Origin of the sequence: Rahnella sp. JUb53, assembly GCF_004346065.1 — a bacterium.
GTDB lineage: Bacteria > Pseudomonadota > Gammaproteobacteria > Enterobacterales > Enterobacteriaceae > Rahnella > Rahnella variigena.
The window spans coordinates 504,119-528,018 of the sequence record NZ_SLYT01000004.1 but is presented as its reverse complement, the minus strand read 5'-3'; the positions used below and the strand labels follow the sequence as shown (position 1 = coordinate 528,018).

The window sequence follows — 23,900 nt, the reverse complement described above, 5'->3', positions numbered from 1 at the left end:
ATCTACAACCCAAGTGGTTAAATAATCGCCTGAGCAGTTTACAAGCAGTAAGTGTTGGTGTAAAAAACAGCGTTTTCTTTACGTGAACTTTCAGGCAAAATGCCCGACCGCTGATACTTACCATGCAAAGCATGTGGGCACAGCCGGTTAAGTGGATGTACTGCCTTACAGCTATCTTGTAATGAGAAAGGTCATTTGAAATATGATGAAAAACAGCTGGGCAATGGGTAATACAGCACGCACGGCGTTTCTGTATAGCGCTATTTTTGTTAACAAAAGCGGTGCAATATGCAAGTTGTAATTATGCGTCACGGTGATGCAGTGCTCGAAGCTGCAAGCGACTCAGTTCGCCCGTTAAGCGAATGCGGATGTGACGAATCAGTACATATGGCGGCCTGGCTGAATGGTCGTGGCGTCAAAATTGATCGTGTTCTGGTCAGTCCGTATCTGCGTGCGCAGCAGACGCTTGAAAAAGTTCGCCAGTGTCTGTCTCTGCCTGAAAACGTAGAAATTGATATTCTCAAGGAACTGACGCCGGGCGGTGATCCTGCTCTGGTCGCCAGTGAACTGCAACATCTGGCGCTGACCGGCGTCAGTGCCGTGCTGGTGGTGTCTCACCTGCCGCTGGTCGGTTATCTGGTTGCAGAACTCTGTCCTGGCGTTTGCCCGCCGATGTTCGCCACGTCAGCCATGGCCAGCATCGAGTTAAACGGTGAAACCGGGCAGGGCAGCTTTGACTGGCAGTTCAGCCCATGCCAGGTAATGGCTAAGGTATAATCCCCGTCATACTTCGCATTGCAGATGCGTTGGCTGCGCTCACTTACCCCGGTCACATAGTTATCTATGCTCCCGGGGATGCGTTCACTTGCCGCCTTGCTGCAATCCGAATTATTTAGGGGATCTGTTCTGAGACAGACAGTTCAGCGACAGACAAAAGAAAGGCACAGCTTTGGCTGTGCCTTTCTCGTTTCTGAACGTCGGGATGGGTCAGCTGATTTTGTCGTCCAGTTCTACCAGCACCAGCAGGGCGGCGGAGCCACCGAGTTCTTTAGGCGCCTGGTGGAAGGCTTCGACGTCAGGATGTTGCGCCAGCCATAAAGGCGTTTGTTGTTTGAGAATATGTTTGCCGTGACCGTGCATCACGCAGGCGCAATGGACGTGCTCGCGGCGGCAGGCGGCGATCAGCGCACCTAATTCCTGCTTGGCTTCTTTCTGCGTTAAGCCGTGTAAATCAAGAAACAACTCTGGCGAATAATCCCCGCGGCGTAATTTTTTCAATTCAAAATGACTGACGTCTGGCCGGATATGGCGAACCGGACCTTCTTCCTGCAACATCGGCTGGAATTCATCAGAAAAATAATAACTCGCGTCCACCTGCTCCTGAATCAGCTTTTTAGGTGACAGTTCTGCCCCCTTTTTTCGCGGCGGGCGGTGCGTAATTGTATCGTTTTTCAGGCGCTTGACGCCCGGTACAGCCTCGCGGAATAACGCCGTTTCTTCCGGGCTGAGCAGGTGCTTTTTCTTCATCATTTCATCGTCATTTTCGCTCAATCCACACAGTGTACCTTCCGTCGCCCTGCGGTTTAAAGAAAACTCAGGGTTAAATTCTTCGAGACATCGCGCAAGTGCGTTGACTAGCTGCTGATTTGTGGCGGGCTTCGTGGCAAACTATGCGGCAAATAATGGGTTAAACGTCTGTTAAAAACCCGTGCACTGCCTGGAGAATAAAATTGGACAAAATTTTCGTCGACGAAGCTGTCAGTGAACTGCATACCATTCAGGATATGCTGCGCTGGACCGTCAGCCGCCTGAACGCGGCCAATGTCTATTACGGTCACGGCACCGATAACCCGTGGGACGAAGCAGTGCAGCTGGTGTTGCCAAGCGTGTTTTTGCCGCTCGACATTCCTGAAGATATGCACACCGCGCGTCTGACTTCCAGCGAGCGCCACCGTATTGTTGAGCGCGTGATCCGTCGTGTTAACGAACGCGTACCGGTCGCTTATCTGACTAACAAAGCCTGGTTCTGCGACATGGAGTTTTATGTCGATGAACGCGTGCTGGTGCCGCGTTCGCCGATTGGTGAACTTATCAACAACCGTTTCGCCGGGATCCTGCAGGATAAACCGCAGCACATTCTCGATATGTGTACCGGCAGCGGCTGTATCGCTATCGCGTGCGCTTACGCGTTCCCGGAAACCGAAGTGGATGCGGTAGATATTTCTGCCGACGCGCTGGCAGTGGCCGAGCGCAATATCGACACGCACGGCATCGAGAACTGGGTGACCCCAATTCGCTCTGACCTGTTCCGCGAATTGCCTGCGTTGCAGTACGACCTGATTGTGACCAATCCGCCGTATGTGGATGAAGAAGATATGTCTGACCTGCCGCAGGAATATCGCCACGAGCCCGTACTGGGTCTGGCTTCCGGCAGCGATGGCCTGAAACTGACCCGCCGCATTCTGGCCTGTGCGCCGGATTACCTGACCGATAACGGCGTGCTGGTGTGCGAAGTGGGTAACAGCATGGTGCATCTGATGGACCAGTATCCTGATATTCCGTTCACCTGGCTGGAATTTGAAAACGGTGGCGACGGCGTATTCATGCTGACCAGGCAGCAGCTGATAGATTGCGCTGAACATTTCAAAGCGTACCGCGACTGATCAAAAAATTGCGATTGATCGACTAAAAATAATGGCCGGTTCATCACCGGTCATTCAGAAAACAATCAACATAATGGTTAAGGAGCCGTGATGGCAGGGAACAGTATTGGGCAGTTTTTCCGCGTCACTACTTTTGGCGAATCCCACGGTGTGGCACTGGGCTGTATTATTGACGGCGTGCCGCCGGGTATTGCGCTGACCGAAGCAGACCTGCAACACGATCTCGACCGTCGTCGTCCGGGCACCTCGCGTTACACCACGCAGCGCCGCGAAGCCGATGAAGTTAAAATTCTTTCCGGCGTTTTTGAAGGCGTGACCACCGGCACCAGCATCGGTCTGATTATCCAGAATACCGATCAGCGTTCTCAGGATTACAGCGCGATCAAAGACGTGTTCCGTCCGGGACATGCGGATTACACCTACGAACAAAAATACGGCGTGCGCGATTACCGTGGCGGCGGCCGTTCTTCTGCCCGTGAAACGGCGATGCGCGTTGCTGCTGGCGCGGTTGCCAAGAAATATCTTCTGGAAAAATTTGGCGTTAAAGTGCGCGGTTATATGTCCCAGATGGGCGATATCACCTGTGAACTGAAAGACTGGGACCTGGTCGAAACCAACCCGTTCTTCTGTCCGGATGAAAGCAAGCTCGAAGCGCTGGATGAACTGATGCGCGCGTTGAAAAAAGAAGGCGATTCCATCGGCGCTAAAATCACCGTCGTAGCAGATCACGTGCCGGTCGGTCTTGGCGAGCCGGTGTTTGACCGTCTGGATGCCGATCTGGCGCACGCGCTGATGAGCATCAATGCGGTTAAAGGCGTCGAAATCGGTGACGGCTTTGCGGTGGTGAATAAACGCGGCAGTGAAAACCGTGATGAAATCACACCGAACGGTTTCGAAAGCAACCACGCGGGCGGCATTCTTGGCGGGATCAGCAGCGGTCAGCCGGTTGTTGCTCATCTGGCGCTGAAACCGACCTCCAGCATCACCGTTCCGGGACGCACTATTAACCGCGAAGGCGAGCAGGTCGAGATGATCACCAAAGGTCGTCATGATCCTTGCGTGGGTATCCGCGCCGTGCCAATTGCCGAAGCGATGATGGCGATCGTGCTGATGGATCACTTATTGCGTCAGCGCGCCCAGAATGGCGACGTTCATTCTTCCGTGCCACGCTGGTAATCCATTGATGAAAACCTTACGCACATTTGCAGCGATAAAAGCCGTCAGCGCCGGTCTTCTGGCGCTGGCGCTTTGCGCACCTGCGATGGCAGCAACGCCGTGGCAGAAAATCTCCCATCCTGTTGCAGGCACGCCTGAAGCGATCGGCAGCTATGCCAACGGTTGTCAGGTTGGCGCTCAGCCATTGCCGCTGAACTCGCCGGCTTATCAGGTCATGCGCACCGATCAGCGCCGTTATTTCGGGCAGCCGGATTTACTGGCCTTTATTACCCGTCTCGGCACTCAGGCGCAGCAAAAAGGCCTGGGCACAATGCTGGTCGGTGATATGGCGATGCCAGCCGGTGGTCGTTTCAGCAGCGGTCACGCCAGCCATCAGTCAGGGCTGGATGTGGATATCTGGCTGCAACTGCCGCGCCAGCGCTGGAGCGAGCAGATGCTGCTCAAACCGCAGCCTATCGATCTGGTCAGTGCTAACGGTAAATCCATTGTGACCAGCCAGTGGCAGCCACGGATTGAAACGCTGATCAAAATGGCCGCGCAGGATAAAGACGTCGTGCGGATCTTCGTCAATCCGGCCATTAAACAGCAATTATGTCTGGATGCCGGAACGGATCGTGAGTGGCTGCATAAAGTGCGTCCGTGGTTTGGTCATCGCGCACACATGCACGTTCGCCTGCGTTGTCCGGTCGGTAATCTCGAGTGTGAGAATCAGGCACCGCCGCCTCCGGGTGATGGTTGTGGCGCTGAGCTGCAAAGCTGGTTCCTGCCGCCGAAACCGGGCAGCGGAACCTCTGTGAAAAAAGAGCCGCCTCCGTTGCCGCCATCATGTCAGGCGCTGCTGGATAAACACGTTCTTTAACAGGTTTCACTTACTCTTCGCCACGCATAGCGAGCTGACAGAAAAATGGACTGGTTGATTGTTGCCCCGTGGGTTTTAGTCGTTTTATTTTTCGTTGCACTGTTTGCCGGTTTCATAGATTCCATCGCGGGCGGCGGCGGGCTGATCAGCCTGCCAGCGCTGCTCGCGGCGGGGGTTCCGCCAGCTCAGGCGATTGCGACCAATAAGCTATCGTCTATAGGGGGATCCTTTTCTGCCAGTCTGTACTTTGTGCGGCGTGGCGTGGTGGATCTTAACGATCAGAAGCTGAATATTGCCTGTACCTTTGCCGGTTCGGTGATTGGCGCGATCCTTATCCAGCACCTTCGCGCAGACATGTTGCGTCAGGTGTTACCGCTGCTGATCATCTGCATCGGTTTATATTTTTTACTGACGCCACGGCTGGGCGAAAGTGACCGGGCAAGACGCCTAAATGCACTGCCTTATGCGCTGGTGGGCGGCGGTTGTGTTGGTTTCTATGATGGATTTTTTGGTCCCGGTGCCGGTTCTTTCTACGCGCTGGCCTTCGTGACGTTATGCGGGTTTAACCTGGCAAAAGCCACGGCACATGCGAAAGTCCTGAATTTCACTTCAAACCTGGGCGGCCTGATCTTCTTTATACTGGGCGGCAAAGTGATTTGGGTGCTGGGATTTGTGATGGCCGCCGGACAGTTTATCGGCGCAAGACTGGGCGCACGTATGGTGCTCAGTAAGGGGCAGAAGATGATCCGCCCGATGGTGGTCGCTGTTTCCGTCGTCATGAGCTGCAAGCTGATTTACGACAATCATGGTGCCGAAATTCATCAGTGGTTAAGCCTGCATTTATAATGTCCGGAGCAGCAGAATGCTTGCCCGAAGTCATGAAAACACGCGTTTAAACAGGGGTATATTGTCGCCCCTGATCTTACTTTAACGAGTTTCACTGCAATTATGTCTGATTCGACTGCAACACATAACTATCATCAATTGATCGACATTTTTGATTCCTGCTTTTTTGAGGAATTTAACGTTCGCTTAGTGAAAGGCGACGACGAACCGATCTATCTGCCTGCTGATGAACAAGAACCGTTTAACCGCATTGTGTTCGCGCACGGTTATTACGCCAGCGGCATGCATGAAATTTCTCACTGGTGCGTGGCCGGTGCTGAGCGCCATAAACTGGTGGATTTCGGCTACTGGTATTGCCCGGACGGTCGTGACGCACAAACGCAAAGTGAATTTGAGAAAGTGGAAATCAAACCACAATCTTACGAATGGCTGTTCTGCGCGGCGGCGGGTTTTAATTTCAACGTCAGTTGTGACAACCTGAGCGGCGATTGCGAGCCGGACCGCGTGGGTTTCCAGAATAAAGTCCGTGAAGAAGTGTTGCGTATGCTGGAGCAGGGCATCCCTGAAAGACCGGCGCGCTTTATTAAGGCGTTACAATCGTTTTACAATACAGCCCCTTTGACGCCTGCAGATTTCCCTGCATTGCAGCCGATCGAATAAGAACTGAACACGAGAGGAAGAGTAATGATCGCAGAATTTGAAACGCGGATTTTAACGCTGATCGACGATATGGTCGAAAGCGCCAGCGACGATGAGTTATTTGCCAGTGGCTATCTGCGAGGCCACCTGACCGTTGCCGTGGCAGAAGCGGAAGAGAACGGTGAACACACCGCTGAAGCGTTGAAAATTCGTGTTCAGGATGGTCTGGACAAAGCCATCAGAGCCGGTGAACTTTCACCGCGCGATCAGCTTCTGGTGCAGGGGATGTGGGAAAATTTATATCAGGCATCTCTCCCTCAGTAATCTCTTTTCAGTAAAAAAAAGCGCAGCGACGGATTAACCGGCTGCGCTTTTTTATTGCCTGAGAAGGGACGGGTTAATGCTATTCGACCGGGCGGCCTTTCAGCAGTTTTCTGACCCACATGCGGTTCGGGTTCAATGCTGCCAGCGTTTCGCTGTCCATAGGTATCGGTTCACCGGCAATCTGCGCGGCCAGTATTTCTGCACCCAGCGGTGCGGAACTTAGCCCGCGTGAGCCCAGCGCACCAAACAGGAACAAGTTTTCATAGACCGGTGCTTCTGCAACAGGGCGATGGCGCTTAACATCCAGATCCAGCTTTTTATAACTTTCCAGTAACGCATCGTAATCCGATACGGAGCCGATCATCGGCAGGTGATCCCGCGTCGCACAACGCACACCGTTACGCGCTTCACCTTCACTGACATCCACGTCATGCGGCCATTGCTGTTCCGGCAGACAACTGATCAGACGCTGGCGGTTTTCCTGCTGATCGTCGTCGCGGTAATCCGTGCATTTGTCTGCGCGGTGATAGCTTGCACCGATGCAATGATGCTGATTTTGCGGGCTGACCGGCGTCATATAGCCGTCGTAACACAGCACCTGCTTCAGTTTGCTCAGCACCGGTGTGGTCGGAATATGCGAGACCTGACCGCTGACCGCGTAAACCGGCAGTTTTTCCGTCTGGCTGAAATCTGTAATGTCCGCGCCGTTCGCCAGTACGACAGCCTGATGACGGGTCGTATGGCCGCCGGCGAAGGTCAGCGTCCACTGCGAATCCGCGTCAGATTCTAATGCGGTCACGCGATGACCGTGATGCACGGTTAAGCCTTGTGTTTCGGCAAGTGAAATCAGCGAGGCGGTCAGTTCGGCCGGACATAGCCAGGCACCGAGCGGATAGGTGATGCCGCCGCTGCCGCACGGTAATCCGCACAACGCTTCTACGTCTTCTTCGCTCAGTCCTTTTGCCAGTTCTTCCGGCCAGCCGCCTTTGAGGATCCCGTCGATTTTGCCCTGACTTTTTTCGTCGTAACCGAGTTGCGTCACGCCGCTCCAGCCGTGATCGAAAGGCACATCCCGTTTTTCAAGCTGCGCATACTGACGGCGGGCGAAGGTGAAGGCGTGAGCAAAGAAGTTTTCCAGCGTATCACCACGGCCATTGAGCAGCGGATAGACCGCGCCCTGACGGTTGCCGGAAGCGCCGAGTGCTGGTTTTTCATCGGCGCAATACAGCGTGACGGCAAATCCACGGCGAAGTAACGCCAGCGACAACACGGCACTGGCCACACCGCCGCCTGACACCGCAAACTCTGTGGCATTTTTTGCTGCGGGACGCACATACCATGGCGCGGGATGCGGTACATCAATTTTTGCCGGCAGCACACCGGCTAACATATGCCGCTTTTCGCCGAATCCCGGCACCTTGCTGATGTCAAAACCTGCGTCCTGCAATCCGCGGCGCACGAAACCGGCCACGGTAAATGTCGCGAAGGTGCCTTGCGGACGGGTCATTATCGCCATCGAACGGAATAAGTCTTCGGTCCACATGTCGGGGTTTTTGGAAGGCGCGAAGCCGTCAAGAAACCAGGCATCGACCTGCTGATTCATACTGGTGTCACATGCGGGCAGCAGGGTAGTCACATCGCCGAACCACAGGTCGAGCGTGATACGTCCGCCCGCCAGCAGCAGGCGGTGGCAGCCGGAAAAGGCCATCGGCCATTGTTCGCAAAGCTGTGCGGAATACGCAGCGAGTTCGGGCCACTGCGTGTGCGCAGTCGCGAGATCACGGGCAGACAGCGGGAATTTTTCGTAACTGATGAAATGCAGACGTTGCAGCGTGGCATCAGGGTTTTCGGCGTGAAACGCATCGAAGGCCTGCCACAGCGACAGAAAGTTCAAACCGGTGCCAAAACCGGTCTCCGCGATGATACACAGCGGGCGAGGGTGCGCGGCAAAACGCGCCGGAAAATGGTTGCCCTTGAGAAAAACATGACGGGTTTCCAGCAGGCCGTTCTGGTTGGAAAAATAGACGTCATCAAAATGTCGGGAAACAGGTGTACCCTGTTCGTTCCAGCTTAATTCGGCGGGCGTGATCGGGTTATGGCTCACGTGAAACTCTCTCAGTTCAAGGCGATGCCGGAGTTTAACGCTGCGTTTGACCCTGCGCAAATTTACCACGATTTACACAAGGAATTGCTGATCGGACTTGTTCGGCGTACAACTGTACGCTAGAGTGCGTGACGAAATCCCAAATGGTGAATAGTACAAGAGGTATTAAATGAAACGTGCAGTGATTACTGGCCTGGGTATCATCTCGAGCATCGGTAACAACAAGCAGGAAGTTCTTGCATCTCTGCAGGAAGGTCGCTCTGGGATCACCTTCTCGCAAGAGCTGAAAGATGCCGGGATGCGTAGTCACGTCTGGGGTGATGTCAAATTAGACACCGCAGGCCTTATCGATCGTAAGATTGTGCGTTTCATGAGTGATGCCTCGATCTACGCTTACCTGTCCATGCAACAGGCGATTGAAGACTCCGGTCTGACCCCTGAAATGGTCTCCAACGAACGTACCGGCCTGATTGCAGGTTCCGGCGGCGGTTCACCACGCAACCAGGTTGCGGGCTCCGACGGTATGCGTGCCAAAGGCCTGCGCGGCGTTGGCCCATATATGGTGACCAAAGCGATGGCCTCCGGCGTTTCTGCCTGCCTCGCGACGCCGTTCAAAATTCGCGGTGTGAACTATTCCATCAGCTCTGCCTGCGCCACCTCTGCTCACTGCATCGGTAACGCGGTAGAAATGATCCAGCTGGGCAAACAGGACGTTGTGTTTGCAGGCGGCGGTGAAGAACTGTGCTGGGAAATGGCGTGTGAATTCGACGCGATGGGCGCACTGTCCACCAGCTACAACGAAACACCAGACAAAGCTTCCCGTACCTACGACAAAGCGCGTGACGGTTTCGTTATCGCAGGCGGCGGCGGTATGGTTGTTGTCGAAGAGCTGGAACATGCTCTGGCACGTGGCGCACACATCTACGCAGAAATCGTTGGCTACGGCGCGACGTCTGACGGCGCAGACATGGTGGCTCCATCTGGCGAAGGTGCAGTACGTTGCATGAAAATGGCAATGAACGGCGTGGATACTCCAATCGATTACGTTAACGTGCACGGGACATCTACTCCGGTCGGCGACGTGAAAGAATTGGGTGCTATCCGTGAAGTGTTCGGCGATAAAACCCCGGCGCTGTCTTCTACCAAAGCCATGACCGGTCACTCTCTGGGTGCCGCTGGCGTTCAGGAAGCCATTTACACCTTGCTGATGGCTGAACACGGCTTCATCGCGCCAAGCATCAACATCGATAATCTCGATGAGCAGGCAGAAGGCATGGACATCATCACTAAACCGACTCAGCGCGAGCTGACGACAGTGATGTCTAACAGCTTCGGCTTCGGCGGCACCAACGCCACGCTGGTCATGCGTAAGCTGAAAAACGACAAATAATTCCCGTCGTTGATGTCTGAATAAAAGCCTGCTTCCGAGCGGGCTTTTTTACATCCATCATCCTTCGAACCGCCTCTGCGTTGTCTTCGTTCATTCACCTCAGTCACTTACTTTTGTAAGCTCCTGAGGATTCATTCTCTCGCCGCCTTGATGCAACTCGAATGATTTTGGATATGTTTCTCAACAATTCAGGTACAATTTAGCCGCTTCTTATTTTCACCTTGTTGACATAATGCTCTCACTCAGACACCTCCATCATCGACATCTGCATGTTCCGGCCTGGCTCGGAATTGTGGCGATCCTGATGTTGTTTATTGCGCCGGTGATTTCCAAATCACTGGTGGCTGAGGGTGCGCAGCATATGATGATGCCCGGCATGATGATGTCCGATATGGACATGGATATGCCGGACGCAGAGATGGCTGACATGGCGTTGTCAGACCATCACGCCTCATCTATGGAACATTGTCAGAAGCAAACCTGTAAATCAGCGCCACAGGATGCGGTGAAAGCGATGCTTTCCGGTGACATGAGCGATGCCGCGTGCGGTTATTGCGTGCTGCTGGTGCATTTACCGATGCTCGATTTACAGGCCATGCCGATGCAGTGGTCGCTGGATTTCTCCAGCCGTGCCCCACCGCGCGCTGTCATACAACGTCTGATCCCTTCATTGTTCTTCACGGATTCCCAACCCCGCGCACCGCCTGTTTTTCTGTAACTGCCTCTGAATAATTTCTTTCAAGTTAACCGCGATTCTTGTCGCTGTTGACGGCGTGCTATTTGAAATTCAGGAAATCAGATTTATGAATCAACCAGCAAACCTGCCTTCCGGCGCGGGTAAAAAAATGCCTGCGCAAGCGGCCTTTATGGCGTTGCTGCGCCGTGTGCATTTTTACATTGGCCTGTTCGTGGGCCCGTTCATTTTTGTCGCGGCACTGACCGGCACGTTATATGTGCTGACCCCTCAGTTCGAAAATTATCTCTATTCTGATGCGCTCTTTACGTCCTCACAGGGCGAACCACAGCCCCTTTCGCGACAGATTGATGCGGCACTAAACGTAACCGGTCAGGATAAAAAGATTTATGCGGTCAGACCGGCACCGTCCGAGGGGGAAACGACGCGGGTGATGTTTTCTGATCCGCAACTCGGGGCATCCAAAAGCCGTGCGATTTTTATCGATCCCATCACGCTGGCGGTGAAGGGCGACATGGCGGTGTACGGCACCAGCGGCATTTTGCCTTTCCGTACCTGGCTGGATGATTTACATCGTGGCCTGTTGCTGGGCGATGCAGGGCGCATTTACAGTGAGCTCGCCGCTTCATGGCTGTGGGTTGCCGCGCTTGGCGGAGTCGTCCTGTGGTTGAGCAGCCGCCGCAAATCCCGTATGCCGCGCAAGCTGAGTGAGAAAATCGAGAAACAGCAGAACAGCCGCCGCTGGCACAGCTCGCTCGGTCTGATATTACTGGCGGGCTTGCTATTCTTCTCCGCTACCGGTCTGACGTGGTCACAATGGGCTGGAGACAATATTGGCGTACTGCGCGCTTATATGGGCTGGATGACGCCTGCCGTGAAAACCAGTCTGGATCCGCTGGCAGAGGCTGTACCGGCCGATGAACATGCGGAGCATCATGCGCAAATGGCAGACATGCCTGATATGCCGGGAATGGACATGTCAGAACACGCAATGCCTGCTGTGCCGCAGGCTGTCACAGTTTCTTCTCCGGCTTTTGATGCCGTTGTTCAGGCGGCGCGTGATTCGGGGATTGAGGCGCATAAAATCGAAATTCGCCCGGCTTATTCAGCCGGTAAAGCCTGGACGGTGACGGAAGTCGACCGCAGCTGGCCAACGCAGGTTGATGCGGTTTCAGTCGATCCCCGTTCGATGAAGATTGTCGATCACACCCGTTTTGCTGATTTTCCTCTGCTCGCCAAACTGACCCGCTGGGGTGTGGATGCACATATGGGGATTCTCTTCGGTATCTGGAATCAGGCCATTCTGGTGATTTTTGGTCTCGGGCTATGCGTGATGATTGCCTGGGGATATCGCCTGTGGTGGCTGCGCAGAACGCTCAGCAATGACGGCGGTAATCCGGTTGTTACGCTGCTGCAAACCTGGAGAACCGTTCCGTTCAGCCTGCAATGCCCGATTTTTGTCATCACTCTCGGGCTGGCGATTTCACTGCCGGTGATGGGGGCGAGTCTGGTGATTTTTCTGCTGATAGATGTTTTTCGCTGGCAGAGAAACAGGCGTGCAGTGAAAGTCCAGTCTGCGGTCGGTTAAACCTGCGCGGACGTGACGTGAAATAAACAATTTGCGGGACGTGCCGCAACATCATGACGGGGCTCTGTATGAGCCTCGTTTTTTTTGCGCGATGTCGCGGAGAAATCATTTTTGCAGTGGCAGAGGTTTGATTCTTCGGGTAACGTCAGCGCATCTTGTTCAGCGAAGAATAACCATGTTGATAGCGGCGTTTGGCACTGTATTGAAACCTTTTTTACGGGACAGATTTTTGCATCTTCTGATTGTGCTGGGTATCGCACTGACCCTGTTTCAGCCTGCAAAAATCCTCCAGTTCCCGCAGTTTGTTGACTGGGACACCATCGTCACTTTGCTGGGATTACTGATGCTGACCAAAGGCGTTGAGGTCAGCGGTTATTTTGATTTTGTTGGCCGCAAGATGATCAACGCCATCGATAATGAACGCAGGCTGGCGCTGTTTCTGGTGATGGCGGCGGCGGTGCTTTCCACGTTTATGACCAACGATGTGGCGTTGTTTATCGTTATTCCGCTGACGATCACACTGAAAAAAATGACGTCGTTGCCGGTGACGCGGTTGATCATATTTGAGGCGCTGGCGGTGAATGCCGGTTCGCTGCTCACGCCGATAGGAAATCCGCAAAACATTCTGTTATGGAATAAGTCCGGTTTATCGTTTTTGCATTTCATCGGGCAGATGGCACCGCTGGCGTTGATCACGCTGGTCGCGCTGCTGGCGGTCACCTGGTTCTGTTTTCCTTCACACCGCCTGAAAAAGCTGGAAAGCAATCAGGGCTACCCATTCCAGAAACGATTACTGGTTTGCTGCGTGGCGTTGTACGTAGTGTTTATCGCCTGTGTGGATCTGGGGCTGGCGCTGTATGGCTTGCTGGCGGTGGTTTTATGTTTCCTGCTGCTGGCGCGCGGGGTTCTGCTGCGCATTGACTGGCCGCTGATTTTGGTTTTCATCGTGATGTTTATCGATGTACGCCTGATCGTAGGCCTACCGGTTCTACAGCCGGCATTTACGCAGATCCACGGCCTGCCGGATTACGCGCATTATCTGCTCAGCATCGGACTATCTCAGGTGATCAGCAATGTACCGGCGACGATTTTGATGATCAACTATTTGCCTTCCGGCGCATTGCTGGCCTACGCCGTGAATGCAGGTGGTTTCGGGCTGGCGATCGGGTCGCTGGCAAATCTCATCGCGCTGCGCATGGCGAATGACAAAAAGATCTGGCTCAGATTTCACTATTATTCCTTCCCGTTCCTGCTATTCAGCGGTGTTGCGGGTTGGTTTTTGCTGGCGCTGTTCGCTAAATAACGGCAACTTTCAGCGAGGCCAGGCGGTTTACGGCAGCGGTGATTTCAGCAGGCGTTAATGCTGAAAACCCCAGCAGCCAGCCGTCCTGGTGCTGGCCGGTATTGCCGAAAAATAACGGTGAAAGACGCGGTGTTTCAATGCCAGCCCGCGCGGCAAGTTCGCTGAAATACTGTTCCTGTCCGGCAGGAAGACGGGCAGCGAGTTGTAATCCGCCCGCCGCTATTTGCGGACGGAGCCATTCAATTTTCTGTCTGATTTGTTGAAGCAGATGATCACGGCGGCTGTGGTAAAGCTGGCGGGTGAAACGCAGGTGCGAGGCGAAATGTCCGGCGTGCATAAATTCCGCAGTAACGGCCTGCATCAGCTGCGAAGAATGACCGTCATTCACCGTACGCAGTGTCACCATCGGTCCAACGAGGGCGGGTGGTAATACGACGTAGGCCAGCCGCAAAGACGGGAATAATACTTTTGAGAAAGTGCCGAGATAAATGACCTGCTGATGTTTATCCAGCCCCTGCATAGCAGGCAGTGGTCGCCCGTCGTAATGCAATTCGCTGTCGTAATCGTCTTCTATAATCCAGCTGGCGTGACGTTTTGCATAATTGAGCAGGTGCAGACGGCGTGGCAAACTCAGACTTACGCCCGTCGGATAATGATGCGACGGCGTCAGATAGATCAGGCGCGGTACGGGTAAATCTGGTTCCGGCGCTATTCCCTGACCATCAACAGGAATAGCGCGAATGTCGGCTCCTGCGCTGGCAAAGGCATTTCGTGCGCCTAAGTATCCGGGTTGTTCCAGCCAGACAGTATCACCAGAGTCGACAAGCAACATGGCCAACAGCTGGAGCGCCTGCTGCGAACTGGTGGTAATCAGGATTTGCTCCGGGCTGCACAAAACGCCCCGCGATTGCTGCAGATAGCTGGCGACCGCCTCACGCAGAGGCCGATACCCTTGTGGATCCCCATACCCCAGCAACCGTTCGCCCTGCGCCCGTAGCTGTCTGGCGGTGATTTGCTTCCAGATCTTCAGCGGAAAAGCACGCAGATCGGGGGAACCAGCGGCGAAGGGAACCGGTGACAGCGGATCACGGCATCCGCCGGTAGCCACCATGTTGTGCCCCCGTGCTGACAGCCTTGAAAGCCCCGAAGTGGCGGTTTTGTTTTTGCGCGACACGCGAGTTTCCGGCAGCGATGCGCTGACGAAAGTGCCCCTGCCGGTCTGACGTTGTAAATATCCCTCGGCTTCAACTTGTGCATAAGCGGCTTCCACGGTGACGCGTGACAGTTTGAGGTCGGCCGCCAGCATCCGGGAAGAGGGCAGACGTGCTCCGCCAGCCAAAGCGCCGGTATTTATTGCCTGACGCAACGCTGCACACAGCCTGTCGCGTAAACCCGCGGAGGTTCCTGACGCTGTGGCTGCCGTGTTTTCGAAAAGCGTAATCAGTGCGGATGGCTGAGGGGACGCGGGCATAATCGGTCTTATTGTTGATCATAAATTGGCATTAATCATAAGACCAAAAACAGCGATGATGGAACTGTTTTTAGTCCTATCACTTTATAAGGAAGCGTTTATGCAACAAGAGTCTTATGTTTTGGATTTTGCACCCCCGTCGCCGGAAATCAGCGCGGCGTATCTGTTGTCGAAACTGAGCTTTTATACCGATGCCGCTGATGTCGCTGCGGATTTGCAAAATGAAGTCAGCGGGATTGTGGTTATTGATACCCGTTCTGCTGAACATTATGCGCGCGGTCATGTACCGGGTGCGGTCAGCTTTCCGCATAAACTGATGACGGCAGAAAGCACCCGCGAACTCAGTAAAGAGCAGGTGTATGTGACGTATTGCGACGGGATCGGATGCAACGGTTCAACACAGGGCGCGTACAAACTGGCGACGCTGGGATTCAGGGTAAAGGAAATGATTGGCGGGCTGGATTTTTGGATCCGCGATCAGCACCCGCTGGCAACAGGTGAAGAACGCGGAAACTATTCAAAGGCACAGGCCCCTGATGATTGCGGCTGCGTTTAGAACACGATCCACAGCAGGATCGCGACGACCACGAACGCAATAAACAGCAGCGGTTTGCCGCCAATCGCCTGCATGGAAGGCGGCAACATAGCAATCAGCGGATTCATGATCGGCTGCGGATCGGTGCGCGAAACGGTCGTGAATACATCGTCGGTCTCGTCCGCACGCGGTGAGCGGTCAACACGCTGGCTGAACAGCACACCGATCAGGTCGCTGATCTGCGCCTGATTGAGCGGTGTAGACAACGTCGCACTGAAGCGGTTATCGGCATATTCGGTCAGCTGATGGATTTCATGCGTACTGGCCGGTTGCTTGAGCACGCTGAGCAGCGTGGTCAGCGTCGGAGCCGTGGTCTGCTGGCTGAGTGAGGCTTTCACCTGCAAGAACTGGCTCAGCACCTGGAAATGTTTTGCCGGGATAGGTTCACCGACTTTAACGCCCACCAGTGTAAACAGCGTCTGCCAGACTTTGACCGGTGCTTCGCCGGTCGCTGCACTGAGACGGGTTACCAGCTGCTGCAGGCTGTTGTGCTCGGCAGGCAGTAAAGGACGGTCTGTGACCGGCGTCTGCTGCGGTTGCGGGATATTCATCTGACGGGTCTGGATCAGGTCCAGCACCTGTTGCAGCTGCGGATGCGTCAGCTGGCTCAGCACGGTGTGCCCGAAATTCTGGCGGATAAAATCACTGACTGCCTGACGGTTATTGCCCTGTGGCAATAGTTCGGTCAGTTGCACCATCAGCTGGCGCGAGGCGTGGCTGTCCTGCGCCTGAGTCAGCTTTCCCTGTAACAGGCTTTCAGCCTGCGGGAACTGCTGTGAGGTGATTTCTGCGCCATGCGGCAGCGAAAGCTCGTGGCGCAGGCTGGCCCAGATTTCAGCGGATTTGACCGGCATCAGTGCCATGAGCTTGACGATCAGTTTTTCCAGCGTCGTGCGCTGTACCGGCGTTAATGGCAGCTCAGCGCCTGTTTTTGCAGGAACGGTTTGACCCTGTGGTTGTGTTCTGTTGTCGCCAACCGGCATACCCGGGCCGCTCAAAGGTTGCATATCACCGTCCTTCGCTGGAAATTAAAAACGTCACTTAAACTTAAGGTTAATAAACTCAGGTTAAAAGTAACAAGTACGGCGCAGAGCGCGGAAGCGCCTCATCATACCTGCAAAGTGTTTTCACCGACACAGTGAAAAGCTGACTGGCGGAGATTCCTGAAGATATTTTTGCTTAAAACGGTGGGCGAAAATGTATTGCGGGGCGCGAAAGCGAAAAGCAGCAAGAAACGCCATCCTTTTTCCGGATGGCGCAATAGTTTAACCGAGGTCTTTTTGTGTCGCAGGCGGCTTGCGGGAGTACAGAGGTTTACGTAAACGCTGCGCGAGGATCACACCGGCAAGCGTGATACCGCCGCCGATCAGATGATAGCTATGCAGCTGTTCGTGCAGGAACAGCACGGCGATCACCGCCGTGAAAATTGGCGACAGGTTCATGAAAATAGACGCTTTATTGGCACCAAGGCGGATAACGCCCTGGATCCACAGGAAGGGCGCAATAATCGACGCCGGGATCCCCGCGAACAGCACCAGCGGAATATTATGCGCGTTCAGGCTGACATCACTGGCGAGCAGGAAGTTGGGCAACAGCAGCAACACGCCGAAAATGATCTGCACGTACAACGATTGCCAGTTCGGCAGCGGTATCGCCCAGCGCTTGGTTAATACGCCGTACAACGCATAAGACGCAGACGCAGCGAACATCATCAGTTCTCCCTTGCCGATGCCGTGCTGCAACAGTTGCGACGGATCACCCGCGCTCACCAGCCACAATAAGCCGCCGAGTGAAATGATACTGCCCAGTGCCACGCCGACGGTAGGGACGATGCGCAGCACCACCAGACCAATCAGCACGGTCAGTAAAGGGATCAGCGAATTGAGGATCCCCATAAACAGCGCGCTGACGCTGTGGGCGGCGTAATACGCCAGACTCTGGTACAGCACCATACCCAGCAGACCGAGGATCAGCAGTTTCCACCAATATTGTTTTACCGCCTGCAGATTACGCAGCAAGCCGGGCAGCACAAAAGGGGTCAGCGTTAATAAAGCCAGCAGCCAGCGGTAGAACGAAATGGCCGCCGGATCGATCGCGGAAGCCGAGGCTTTACTCACCACCGCATTCAGCGACCAGATGAGTACAGCAAAAAGAGGAAACAGCGCATTCATTGATTATTATCCCTGAGTAAATCGTCACGCTAGTGTACGGTTGTCTTATTTCTTAGATATAACGATAATCAGACAACACATCGCGCAATTCAGACAACCCTCGCGCGTGTCACAGACAAAAGGTTTTTATGCTTTCTCCCCGTACAGCACCTCCCCGTTATTATCCGCCACTGCCCGAGAAAATGCCGGTCACGCTGCTTTTTCGCGGCGAGATTGTGGAAGGGAATTCCGAATATGTGCGTCATTCACATCCGTGGAGCCAGATTATCTGTGTGAAATCCGGCGTTCTCGCTATGCTGGTCAACGGCCAGCGCTATCTGGCTCCGCGTGAATTCGCCATCTGGGTACCTGCCGGGGTTGAGCATTCAAGCTATAACCGCAAGACCACGCGTTTTTGTGCCATCGATATTGCGCCGGAACTCGATACGGATTTGCCCGCTGAGCCTTGTTTGCTGACACCGACGGCCATTTTTAATGCTATTGCCGATGATTGTTTCTCGCGAAATATGACCGAGCCGCAAACTGAAGCGGACCTGCGCATGTGCCGCGTTTTGCTGGATCAAATCAGTCTGGCACCGCGACAGAATACCTATTTACCGACGTCCGAAAATAAGCTGCTGGCACCGGTTCTGAATGCGCTGGAGAAAAACCCGGCGGATAATACGTCGCTGGCGCAGTGGGCAAAGCAGGTCTATACCACCGAACGCACTCTCTCGCGGCGCTGTCAGCAGGAACTGGGGATGAGCTTTGCACAGTGGCGTCAGCGGTTGCGTTTTCTGCATTCGATCTCTCTGCTCGAGCAGGGTAAAACGGTGCACGACGTCTCGCTCGATCTGGGTTACAGCTCGTCTTCGGCGTTTATCGCCATGTTCCAGCAGATTTCCGGCACGACGCCGCAGCGTTTTCGTAACGACAGGTAAAGCTGTGCCCTGAAAGTTGGGATCTGCCCCCGTATCGTGGCAAAATCAATGCCCTCTTTATTTTCTATTCTTTCTTTAGGCCATGCTGCCGGAGACAAACGTGAAAATCCTGGTTGATGAAAATATGCCGTATGCCGTCGAGCTTTTTAGCCGACTGGGGAACGTGCAGGCCGTTCCTGGCCGTCCCATCCCGCAAGACGCCCTGAATGATGCCGATGCGCTGATGGTGCGTTCTGTGACGAAAGTGAACGAGAGTTTGCTGGCGGGAAAACCGGTGAAATTTGTGGGGACCGCCACCGCGGGCACCGATCACGTTGATGATGCATGGCTGGCCAGCGCCGGGATTGGTTTCTCTGCGGCACCGGGCTGTAATGCCATTGCCGTTGTGGAATATGTTTTCTCATCCTTGCTGATCCTTGCCCAGCGCGACGGTTTCCAGCTGCGCGACAAAACGGTCGGAATTATCGGCGTCGGTAACGTGGGATCACGCCTGAATGCCCGCCTCGAAGCACTGGGTGTGCGCACGTTATTGTGCGATCCGCCGCGTGCTGACCGTGGCGATGCCGGTGAGTTCTGGCCGCTGGAAAAACTGGTGGCAGAAGCGGATATCCTGACTTTCCATACGCCGCTGAATATGTCCGGCCCTTATGCGACGCATCATCTGGTGGATGCGGATTTGCTGGCGCGTCTGCCCGCTGATCGCATTCTGATCAACGCCTGTCGCGGTGAAGTGGTGGATAACGCGGCACTGCTCGATGCGCTGAGCGGCAATAAAAAACTGACCGCCGTGCTGGATGTCTGGGAACCGGAACCAGATTTATCGCTGGCGCTGCTGGATAAAGTCGCCATCGGTACCGCTCATATTGCCGGTTACAGCCTGGAAGGCAAAGCGCGCGGCACCACGCAGGTGTTTGAAGCATTCAGCCAGTTTATCGGTCAGCCACAAACCGTGCCGCTGGAATCCTTACTTCCGGCGCCGGAATTTGCCGAAGTGACGCTGAGTGGCGCGCTGAGCGAAGCCAAACTGCTGCGTCTTATTCACTTAGTGTATGATGTGCGCCGCGATGACCGGCCTTTGCGCCGTGTCGCCGGGAAACCGGGTGAATTCGACAAGCTGCGTAAGTTTTATGAAGAACGTCGTGAGTGGTCATCTTTACGGGTGATTTGCGACGATGCAGCCACCGCTGATGTGCTGAAAAAACTGGGTTTCAACAGCCAGTTAGGTTGAGTTGAGCGACGACTTAACACAGCCTTACGCTTTTTCGCCTGCAGTGATGCGATAAATATTTTGAATAGCCGGGCGGTGAATATTCATCGCCCCTTTGTATTTTGTACTTTTATATCTGGAGAATACCAACATGTCTGATGGCTGGAATATTGCGCTGCTTGGCGCAACGGGCGCAGTCGGTGATGCGTTACTGGAATTATTGGCTGATCGTCAGTTCCCGGTTGGTGAGCTCTTCCCGCTGGCAAGTGAGCGCAGCGCCGGTCAGACCGTGCGTTTTAACGGCAAAAGCCTGCGCGTGCAGCAGGCATCTGAATTCGACTGGTCGCAGGTTCAGCTGGCATTTTTTGTTGCCGGTTCTGAAGCCTCTGCGCTTTACGCCGAAGAAGCGGCAAATCAGGGCTGTCTGGTGATCGACAGCAGCGGTCTGTTCTCCCTTGAACACGACATTCCTCTGGTGGTGCCGGGCGTTAACCCGGATGCACTTTCACACTATCGCAACCGCAACATCGTGGCCGTGGCTGACAGCCTGACCAGCCAGTTGCTGACTGCCATTAAACCGCTGACCGAACAGGCCGGTTTGTCCCGTCTGCATGTTACTTCTCTGCTTTCCGTTTCAGCGCTGGGTAAAGCCGCGGTTGACGATCTGGCCGGTCAGAGCGCGCGTCTGCTGAACGGTATTCCGGCAGAAGAAGGCATTTTCAGCAAGCAGCTGGCTTTCAACCTCTTACCGCTGGTGAGCGATGAAGAGGGCAGCGTGCGTCAGGAACGTCGTCTGGTTGATCAGGTGCGTAAAGTGTTGCAGGACGAGGGGCTGCCGATTTCCGTCAGCTGTGTGCAGTCGCCGGTATTCTACGGTCACGCGCAGGTGGTGCATCTCGAAGGTCTGCGTCCGCTGTCGGCGGAAGAAGCGCGTGCTGAACTTGAGCGTATTGATGACATTAATCTCAGCGATGAAGATGATTTCCCGACTCAGGTCAGCGACGCCTCCGGCAACGCCAATCTGAGCATTGGTTGTATTCGTAATGATTACGGCATTCCTGAGTTGCTGCAATTCTGGTCAGTGGCTGACAACGTTCGTTTCGGCGGCGCGCTGATGGCAGTGGAAACCGCCGAGAAGCTGATTAACGAGTACTGGTACTGATTATGTCCGATGAAGTTATCGCTGACGTCGGTGCGGCTCCGGTCGCCGGACGTGTGGCGTTAGGCGTTGAATATAATGGCAGCGCGTATTTTGGCTGGCAGCGTCAGCAGGGCGCGGCCAGTGTGCAGGAATGTCTGGAGAAAGCGCTGAGTCGCGTGGCCAATACGCCGATTGTGGTGTTCTGCGCCGGGCGAACTGACGCCGGTGTCAGTGCCACCGGACAGGTGGTGCATTTTGATACACCGGTTCTGCGTAAAGATGCCGCCTGGACGATGGGTGTAAATACCCATCTGCCAAAGGACATTGCGGTTCGCTGGTGCGCAAACGTGAGCGAGGATTTCCACGCCCGTTTCAGTGCGACCGCCCGCCGGTATCGTTACGTTATTTACAATAACCGCTACCGTTCAGCGATTTTGCACACTGGGGTGACCCATGTGCATATGCCGCTGGACGTGGAAAAAATGCAGCTGGCCGGGCAGGCGTTACTGGGCGAAAACGATTTCACGTCTTTCCGCGCATCTCAATGCCAGTCGCGTACGCCGTGGCGTTACGTCATGCATGTTAACGTCAGCCGTCACGGGAATTATGTGGTGGTGGACATCAAAGCGAATGCCTTTGTGCATCATATGGTGCGCAATATTGTCGGCAGCCTGGTTGAGATTGGTGCGGGCAATCAGCCGGTGGGCTGGATGTCTGAATTGCTGGCGGCGAAAGATCGTAACCTCGCCGCGGCGACGGGCAAGCCTGAAGGTTTGTATCTGGTGTCTGTTGATTATCCTGAGAAATTTGCATTACCTCAGGTGAATATGGGGCCACTGTTCCTGGAAGATTAAGGGACACTTTTAACGTTTATCGCATTAACGTTTATTAATACAGCGTTTTTGACCAGGAAGAGGTGGAGGATCTAATGGGCTTTATTCACTTTGTCATTGATTTCATTTTGCATATTGATGTGCATTTAGCGGAACTGGTTGCGCAGTATGGCATCTGGGTATACGGCATTTTATTCCTGATTTTATTCTGCGAAACGGGTCTGGTGGTCACGCCGTTCCTGCCGGGTGATTCGCTGCTGTTTGTGGCGGGTGCGCTGGCGGCATTACCCAGCAATGATCTCAATGTTCACGTGATGGTCGCACTGATGGCGATTGCGGCGATCGTGGGTGATGCGGTGAATTACACTATCGGTCGGGTATTTGGTGAACGTCTGTTCAGTAATCCGGACTCAAAGATTTTCCGTCGCAGTTATTTGGACAAGACGCACAAGTTTTACGAGAAACATGGCGGCAAAACGATTATTCTTGCGCGCTTCGTGCCGATCGTCCGCACGTTTGCGCCGTTCGTGGCCGGTATGGGACATATGTCCTACCGTCATTTTGCTGCGTATAACGTGATTGGTGCGCTGGTTTGGGTGCTGTTATTTACCTATGCTGGCTACCTTTTCGGCGATCTGCCGATTGTTCAGGAAAATCTGAAATTACTGATCGTCGCTATCATCGTAGTGTCAATCCTGCCAGGTGTGGTTGAAATCTGGCGGCACAAACGCGCAGCGGCGAAAGAAAAGCGTCAGCAGGATTAATCTCTGACGTTTTTTTGTGCGAGCGCTTTAAAATTTAAGGCATTAAACCTGAGGGTAAGACCAGTTTTTTATCCACAGTGTCTGGCCGTTATGGTTTAATGAGCGACAATTTATGGTCTGTTCCTGCGAACAACCCTTCTGTGGCGCGGTATGTGAGATTTTTTATCACCCCGCACACAGGCGATTTTGGGTAGGTTTCAGGGGACTTGTTACAGCATGAACAGCGGACTGGCTTCGGCCGGGTTCAAACAGAAAGGTTATCGATGAGCTGGATTGAACGAATTCTTAGTAAGAGCACTGACTCGCAAACCCGTAAGGCAAGCATTCCTGAGGGCGTCTGGACTAAATGCGACAGCTGCGGGCAGGTTCTTTACCGCGCCGAGCTTGAGCGCAACCTCATGGTGTGCCCTAAGTGCGACCACCATATGCGTCTTACCGCGCGTATGCGTCTGTCCACTTTCATGGACGAGGGCAGTGAGGTTGAATTAGGCAGCGAGCTTGAGCCTAAAGATGTTCTGAAGTTTAAAGATTCCAAAAAATATAAAGATCGTCTGGTGGCTGCTCAGAAAGAAACCAACGAGAAAGATGCACTGATCGTCATGAAAGGCACCCTGTACGGTATGCCAATTGTGGTGGCATCTTTTGAATTTGCTTTCATGGGCGGTTCAATGGCTTCTGTTGTGGGTGCGCGTTTCGTACGTGCCGTCGAACAGGCGCTGGAAGATAACTGTCCTCTGGTGTGTTTCTCTGCCAGTGGCGGCGCACGTATGCAGGAAGCGCTGATGTCGCTGATGCAGATGGCGAAAACCAGTGCCGCATTGGCGAAATTACAGGAACGCGGCCTGCCGTACATTTCTGTACTGACTGACCCGACCATGGGCGGTGTTTCTGCCAGTCTGGCGATGTTGGGTGACATTAACGTCGCTGAGCCGAAAGCATTGATCGGTTTCGCCGGTCCACGTGTTATCGAGCAAACCGTACGTGAAAAACTGCCGCCGGGCTTCCAGCGCAGTGAGTTCCTGATCGAGAAAGGTGCGATTGATATGATCGTACGTCGTCCGGATATGCGCGCCAAACTGGGCAGCGTTCTGGCGAAGCTGACCGGGCAACCGGAGCCGAACGTGGTTGACGTCCATGTTCCTGTCAACGGTTCTGCCGCTGACAACCAGGACGCCTGATCGAACAGGGTAAAAGCCGGTCAGTAAGTCGGGC

23 protein-coding genes are annotated in these 23,900 nt (G+C 54.1%); 18 read left to right on the top strand and 5 right to left on the bottom strand.

Annotated elements, in window-relative coordinates; all coding sequences use genetic code 11:
• The first annotated feature begins 288 nt into the window (after window positions 1-288).
• Entirely contained in the window at window positions 289-777 is a 489-nt protein-coding gene (gene sixA / locus EC840_RS12830) for a phosphohistidine phosphatase SixA (protein WP_112287128.1), read from the top strand.
• 210 nt (window positions 778-987) lie between these two features.
• On the opposite strand, the gene smrB is transcribed toward sixA, so the two are convergent.
• Window positions 988-1,527, bottom strand: coding sequence for an endonuclease SmrB (gene smrB, locus EC840_RS12825; protein ID WP_132965671.1), 540 nt, complete (start codon window positions 1,525-1,527; stop codon window positions 988-990).
• A gap of 203 nt (window positions 1,528-1,730) precedes the next feature.
• Here smrB and prmB point away from each other — a divergent pair, with 203 nt between their 5' ends.
• The 6 genes from prmB to EC840_RS12795 all read left to right on the top strand — a co-directional run bounded on the left by prmB (window position 1,731) and on the right by EC840_RS12795 (window position 6,507).
• Window positions 1,731-2,663, top strand: a complete 933-nt coding sequence (gene prmB, locus EC840_RS12820; protein ID WP_112287127.1) for a 50S ribosomal protein L3 N(5)-glutamine methyltransferase — start codon at window positions 1,731-1,733, stop codon at window positions 2,661-2,663.
• A 90-nt stretch (window positions 2,664-2,753) separates the two neighbouring features.
• Window positions 2,754-3,839: a chorismate synthase gene (gene aroC, locus EC840_RS12815; RefSeq protein ID WP_112287126.1), complete on the top strand. Its 1,086-nt coding sequence runs from the start codon at window positions 2,754-2,756 to the stop codon at window positions 3,837-3,839.
• A gap of 7 nt (window positions 3,840-3,846) precedes the next feature.
• Entirely contained in the window at window positions 3,847-4,698 is an 852-nt protein-coding gene (gene mepA, locus EC840_RS12810) for a penicillin-insensitive murein endopeptidase (RefSeq protein WP_132965605.1), read from the top strand.
• Window positions 4,699-4,743: 45 nt separating this feature from the next.
• Complete coding sequence (locus EC840_RS12805) at window positions 4,744-5,544, top strand: sulfite exporter TauE/SafE family protein (protein WP_112287124.1); 801 nt, start codon at window positions 4,744-4,746, stop codon at window positions 5,542-5,544.
• Window positions 5,545-5,646: 102 nt separating this feature from the next.
• A complete protein-coding gene (locus EC840_RS12800) occupies window positions 5,647-6,204 on the top strand; it encodes an elongation factor P hydroxylase (protein ID WP_113877016.1) in 558 nt (185 codons plus the stop codon).
• 24 nt (window positions 6,205-6,228) lie between these two features.
• On the top strand, window positions 6,229-6,507 hold the full coding sequence (locus EC840_RS12795) for a YfcL family protein (RefSeq protein ID WP_112287122.1): 279 nt from the start codon (window positions 6,229-6,231) through the stop codon (window positions 6,505-6,507).
• A 79-nt stretch (window positions 6,508-6,586) separates the two neighbouring features.
• Here EC840_RS12795 and mnmC read toward each other — a convergent pair whose 3' ends face one another.
• Complete coding sequence (gene mnmC / locus EC840_RS12790) at window positions 6,587-8,611, bottom strand: bifunctional tRNA (5-methylaminomethyl-2-thiouridine)(34)-methyltransferase MnmD/FAD-dependent 5-carboxymethylaminomethyl-2-thiouridine(34) oxidoreductase MnmC (RefSeq protein ID WP_132965603.1); 2,025 nt, start codon at window positions 8,609-8,611, stop codon at window positions 6,587-6,589.
• A gap of 169 nt (window positions 8,612-8,780) precedes the next feature.
• Here mnmC and fabB point away from each other — a divergent pair, with 169 nt between their 5' ends.
• The 4 genes from fabB to EC840_RS12770 all read left to right on the top strand — a co-directional run bounded on the left by fabB (window position 8,781) and on the right by EC840_RS12770 (window position 13,586).
• Window positions 8,781-10,001, top strand: a complete 1,221-nt coding sequence (gene fabB / locus EC840_RS12785) for a beta-ketoacyl-ACP synthase I (protein ID WP_112287120.1) — start codon at window positions 8,781-8,783, stop codon at window positions 9,999-10,001.
• A 232-nt stretch (window positions 10,002-10,233) separates the two neighbouring features.
• Window positions 10,234-10,719 carry a DUF2946 domain-containing protein gene (locus tag EC840_RS12780; RefSeq protein ID WP_132965601.1) on the top strand — a complete coding sequence of 162 codons (486 nt, stop codon included), beginning with the start codon at window positions 10,234-10,236 and terminating at the stop codon, window positions 10,717-10,719.
• Window positions 10,720-10,804: 85 nt separating this feature from the next.
• Window positions 10,805-12,283 (top strand): PepSY-associated TM helix domain-containing protein, encoded by a 1,479-nt coding sequence (locus EC840_RS12775; protein ID WP_132965599.1) that lies wholly within the window; start codon window positions 10,805-10,807, stop codon window positions 12,281-12,283.
• Between the two features lie 175 nt (window positions 12,284-12,458).
• Window positions 12,459-13,586, top strand: coding sequence for an SLC13 family permease (locus EC840_RS12770; RefSeq protein WP_129639062.1), 1,128 nt, complete (start codon window positions 12,459-12,461; stop codon window positions 13,584-13,586).
• On the opposite strand, the gene EC840_RS12765 is transcribed toward EC840_RS12770, so the two are convergent.
• Entirely contained in the window at window positions 13,579-15,057 is a 1,479-nt protein-coding gene (locus EC840_RS12765) for a PLP-dependent aminotransferase family protein (RefSeq protein WP_132965597.1), read from the bottom strand. The two genes, EC840_RS12770 and EC840_RS12765, sit on opposite strands and share 8 nt — an antisense overlap.
• 100 nt (window positions 15,058-15,157) lie before the next feature.
• Here EC840_RS12765 and EC840_RS12760 point away from each other — a divergent pair, with 100 nt between their 5' ends.
• A complete protein-coding gene (locus tag EC840_RS12760; protein WP_112287115.1) occupies window positions 15,158-15,613 on the top strand; it encodes a rhodanese-like domain-containing protein in 456 nt (151 codons plus the stop codon).
• On the opposite strand, the gene flk is transcribed toward EC840_RS12760, so the two are convergent.
• Both flk and EC840_RS12750 read right to left on the bottom strand, forming a co-directional pair.
• A complete protein-coding gene (flk, locus tag EC840_RS12755) occupies window positions 15,610-16,659 on the bottom strand; it encodes a flagella biosynthesis regulator Flk (RefSeq protein WP_132965595.1) in 1,050 nt (349 codons plus the stop codon). The two genes, EC840_RS12760 and flk, sit on opposite strands and share 4 nt — an antisense overlap.
• A 258-nt stretch (window positions 16,660-16,917) precedes the next feature.
• Complete coding sequence (locus EC840_RS12750) at window positions 16,918-17,823, bottom strand: DMT family transporter (protein WP_129639059.1); 906 nt, start codon at window positions 17,821-17,823, stop codon at window positions 16,918-16,920.
• Between the two features lie 128 nt (window positions 17,824-17,951).
• Here EC840_RS12750 and EC840_RS12745 point away from each other — a divergent pair, with 128 nt between their 5' ends.
• The 6 genes from EC840_RS12745 (at window position 17,952) to accD (ending at window position 23,866) form a co-directional block, all read left to right on the top strand.
• Entirely contained in the window at window positions 17,952-18,743 is a 792-nt protein-coding gene (locus tag EC840_RS12745; RefSeq protein ID WP_112287112.1) for a helix-turn-helix transcriptional regulator, read from the top strand.
• 100 nt (window positions 18,744-18,843) lie between these two features.
• Window positions 18,844-19,971: a 4-phosphoerythronate dehydrogenase PdxB gene (gene pdxB, locus EC840_RS12740; protein ID WP_113877024.1), complete on the top strand. Its 1,128-nt coding sequence runs from the start codon at window positions 18,844-18,846 to the stop codon at window positions 19,969-19,971.
• A gap of 130 nt (window positions 19,972-20,101) precedes the next feature.
• Window positions 20,102-21,112 (top strand): aspartate-semialdehyde dehydrogenase, encoded by a 1,011-nt coding sequence (locus tag EC840_RS12735; RefSeq protein ID WP_112287110.1) that lies wholly within the window; start codon window positions 20,102-20,104, stop codon window positions 21,110-21,112.
• Window positions 21,113-21,114: 2 nt separating this feature from the next.
• Complete coding sequence (truA, locus tag EC840_RS12730; RefSeq protein ID WP_132965593.1) at window positions 21,115-21,945, top strand: tRNA pseudouridine(38-40) synthase TruA; 831 nt, start codon at window positions 21,115-21,117, stop codon at window positions 21,943-21,945.
• Between the two features lie 74 nt (window positions 21,946-22,019).
• Complete coding sequence (locus EC840_RS12725) at window positions 22,020-22,688, top strand: DedA family protein (protein WP_112287108.1); 669 nt, start codon at window positions 22,020-22,022, stop codon at window positions 22,686-22,688.
• 263 nt (window positions 22,689-22,951) lie between these two features.
• The gene (accD, locus tag EC840_RS12720; RefSeq protein ID WP_112287107.1) at window positions 22,952-23,866 is read left to right on the top strand and encodes an acetyl-CoA carboxylase, carboxyltransferase subunit beta; all 915 of its coding nucleotides are present in this window, start codon (window positions 22,952-22,954) and stop codon (window positions 23,864-23,866) included.
• The last annotated feature ends 34 nt before the right edge of the window (window positions 23,867-23,900 follow it).

Bases quoted from the DNA above. Each gene is read 5' to 3' on its own strand.
- sixA (WP_112287128.1), top strand. From the start codon at position 289: ATGCAAGTTGTAATTATGCGTCACGGTGATGCAGTGCTCGAAGCTGCA.
- smrB (WP_132965671.1), bottom strand. From the start codon at position 1,527: ATGAAGAAAAAGCACCTGCTCAGCCCGGAAGAAACGGCGTTATTCCGC.
- aroC (WP_112287126.1), top strand. From the start codon at position 2,754: ATGGCAGGGAACAGTATTGGGCAGTTTTTCCGCGTCACTACTTTTGGC.
- mepA (WP_132965605.1), top strand. From the start codon at position 3,847: ATGAAAACCTTACGCACATTTGCAGCGATAAAAGCCGTCAGCGCCGGT.
- EC840_RS12805 (WP_112287124.1), top strand. From the start codon at position 4,744: ATGGACTGGTTGATTGTTGCCCCGTGGGTTTTAGTCGTTTTATTTTTC.
- EC840_RS12800 (WP_113877016.1), top strand. From the start codon at position 5,647: ATGTCTGATTCGACTGCAACACATAACTATCATCAATTGATCGACATT.
- EC840_RS12795 (WP_112287122.1), top strand. From the start codon at position 6,229: ATGATCGCAGAATTTGAAACGCGGATTTTAACGCTGATCGACGATATG.
- fabB (WP_112287120.1), top strand. From the start codon at position 8,781: ATGAAACGTGCAGTGATTACTGGCCTGGGTATCATCTCGAGCATCGGT.
- EC840_RS12780 (WP_132965601.1), top strand. From the start codon at position 10,234: ATGCTCTCACTCAGACACCTCCATCATCGACATCTGCATGTTCCGGCC.
- EC840_RS12775 (WP_132965599.1), top strand. From the start codon at position 10,805: ATGAATCAACCAGCAAACCTGCCTTCCGGCGCGGGTAAAAAAATGCCT.
- EC840_RS12770 (WP_129639062.1), top strand. From the start codon at position 12,459: ATGTTGATAGCGGCGTTTGGCACTGTATTGAAACCTTTTTTACGGGAC.
- EC840_RS12765 (WP_132965597.1), bottom strand. From the start codon at position 15,057: ATGCCCGCGTCCCCTCAGCCATCCGCACTGATTACGCTTTTCGAAAAC.
- EC840_RS12760 (WP_112287115.1), top strand. From the start codon at position 15,158: ATGCAACAAGAGTCTTATGTTTTGGATTTTGCACCCCCGTCGCCGGAA.
- flk (WP_132965595.1), bottom strand. From the start codon at position 16,659: ATGCAACCTTTGAGCGGCCCGGGTATGCCGGTTGGCGACAACAGAACA.
- EC840_RS12750 (WP_129639059.1), bottom strand. From the start codon at position 17,823: ATGAATGCGCTGTTTCCTCTTTTTGCTGTACTCATCTGGTCGCTGAAT.
- EC840_RS12745 (WP_112287112.1), top strand. From the start codon at position 17,952: ATGCTTTCTCCCCGTACAGCACCTCCCCGTTATTATCCGCCACTGCCC.
- EC840_RS12735 (WP_112287110.1), top strand. From the start codon at position 20,102: ATGTCTGATGGCTGGAATATTGCGCTGCTTGGCGCAACGGGCGCAGTC.
- truA (WP_132965593.1), top strand. From the start codon at position 21,115: ATGTCCGATGAAGTTATCGCTGACGTCGGTGCGGCTCCGGTCGCCGGA.
- EC840_RS12725 (WP_112287108.1), top strand. From the start codon at position 22,020: ATGGGCTTTATTCACTTTGTCATTGATTTCATTTTGCATATTGATGTG.
- accD (WP_112287107.1), top strand. From the start codon at position 22,952: ATGAGCTGGATTGAACGAATTCTTAGTAAGAGCACTGACTCGCAAACC.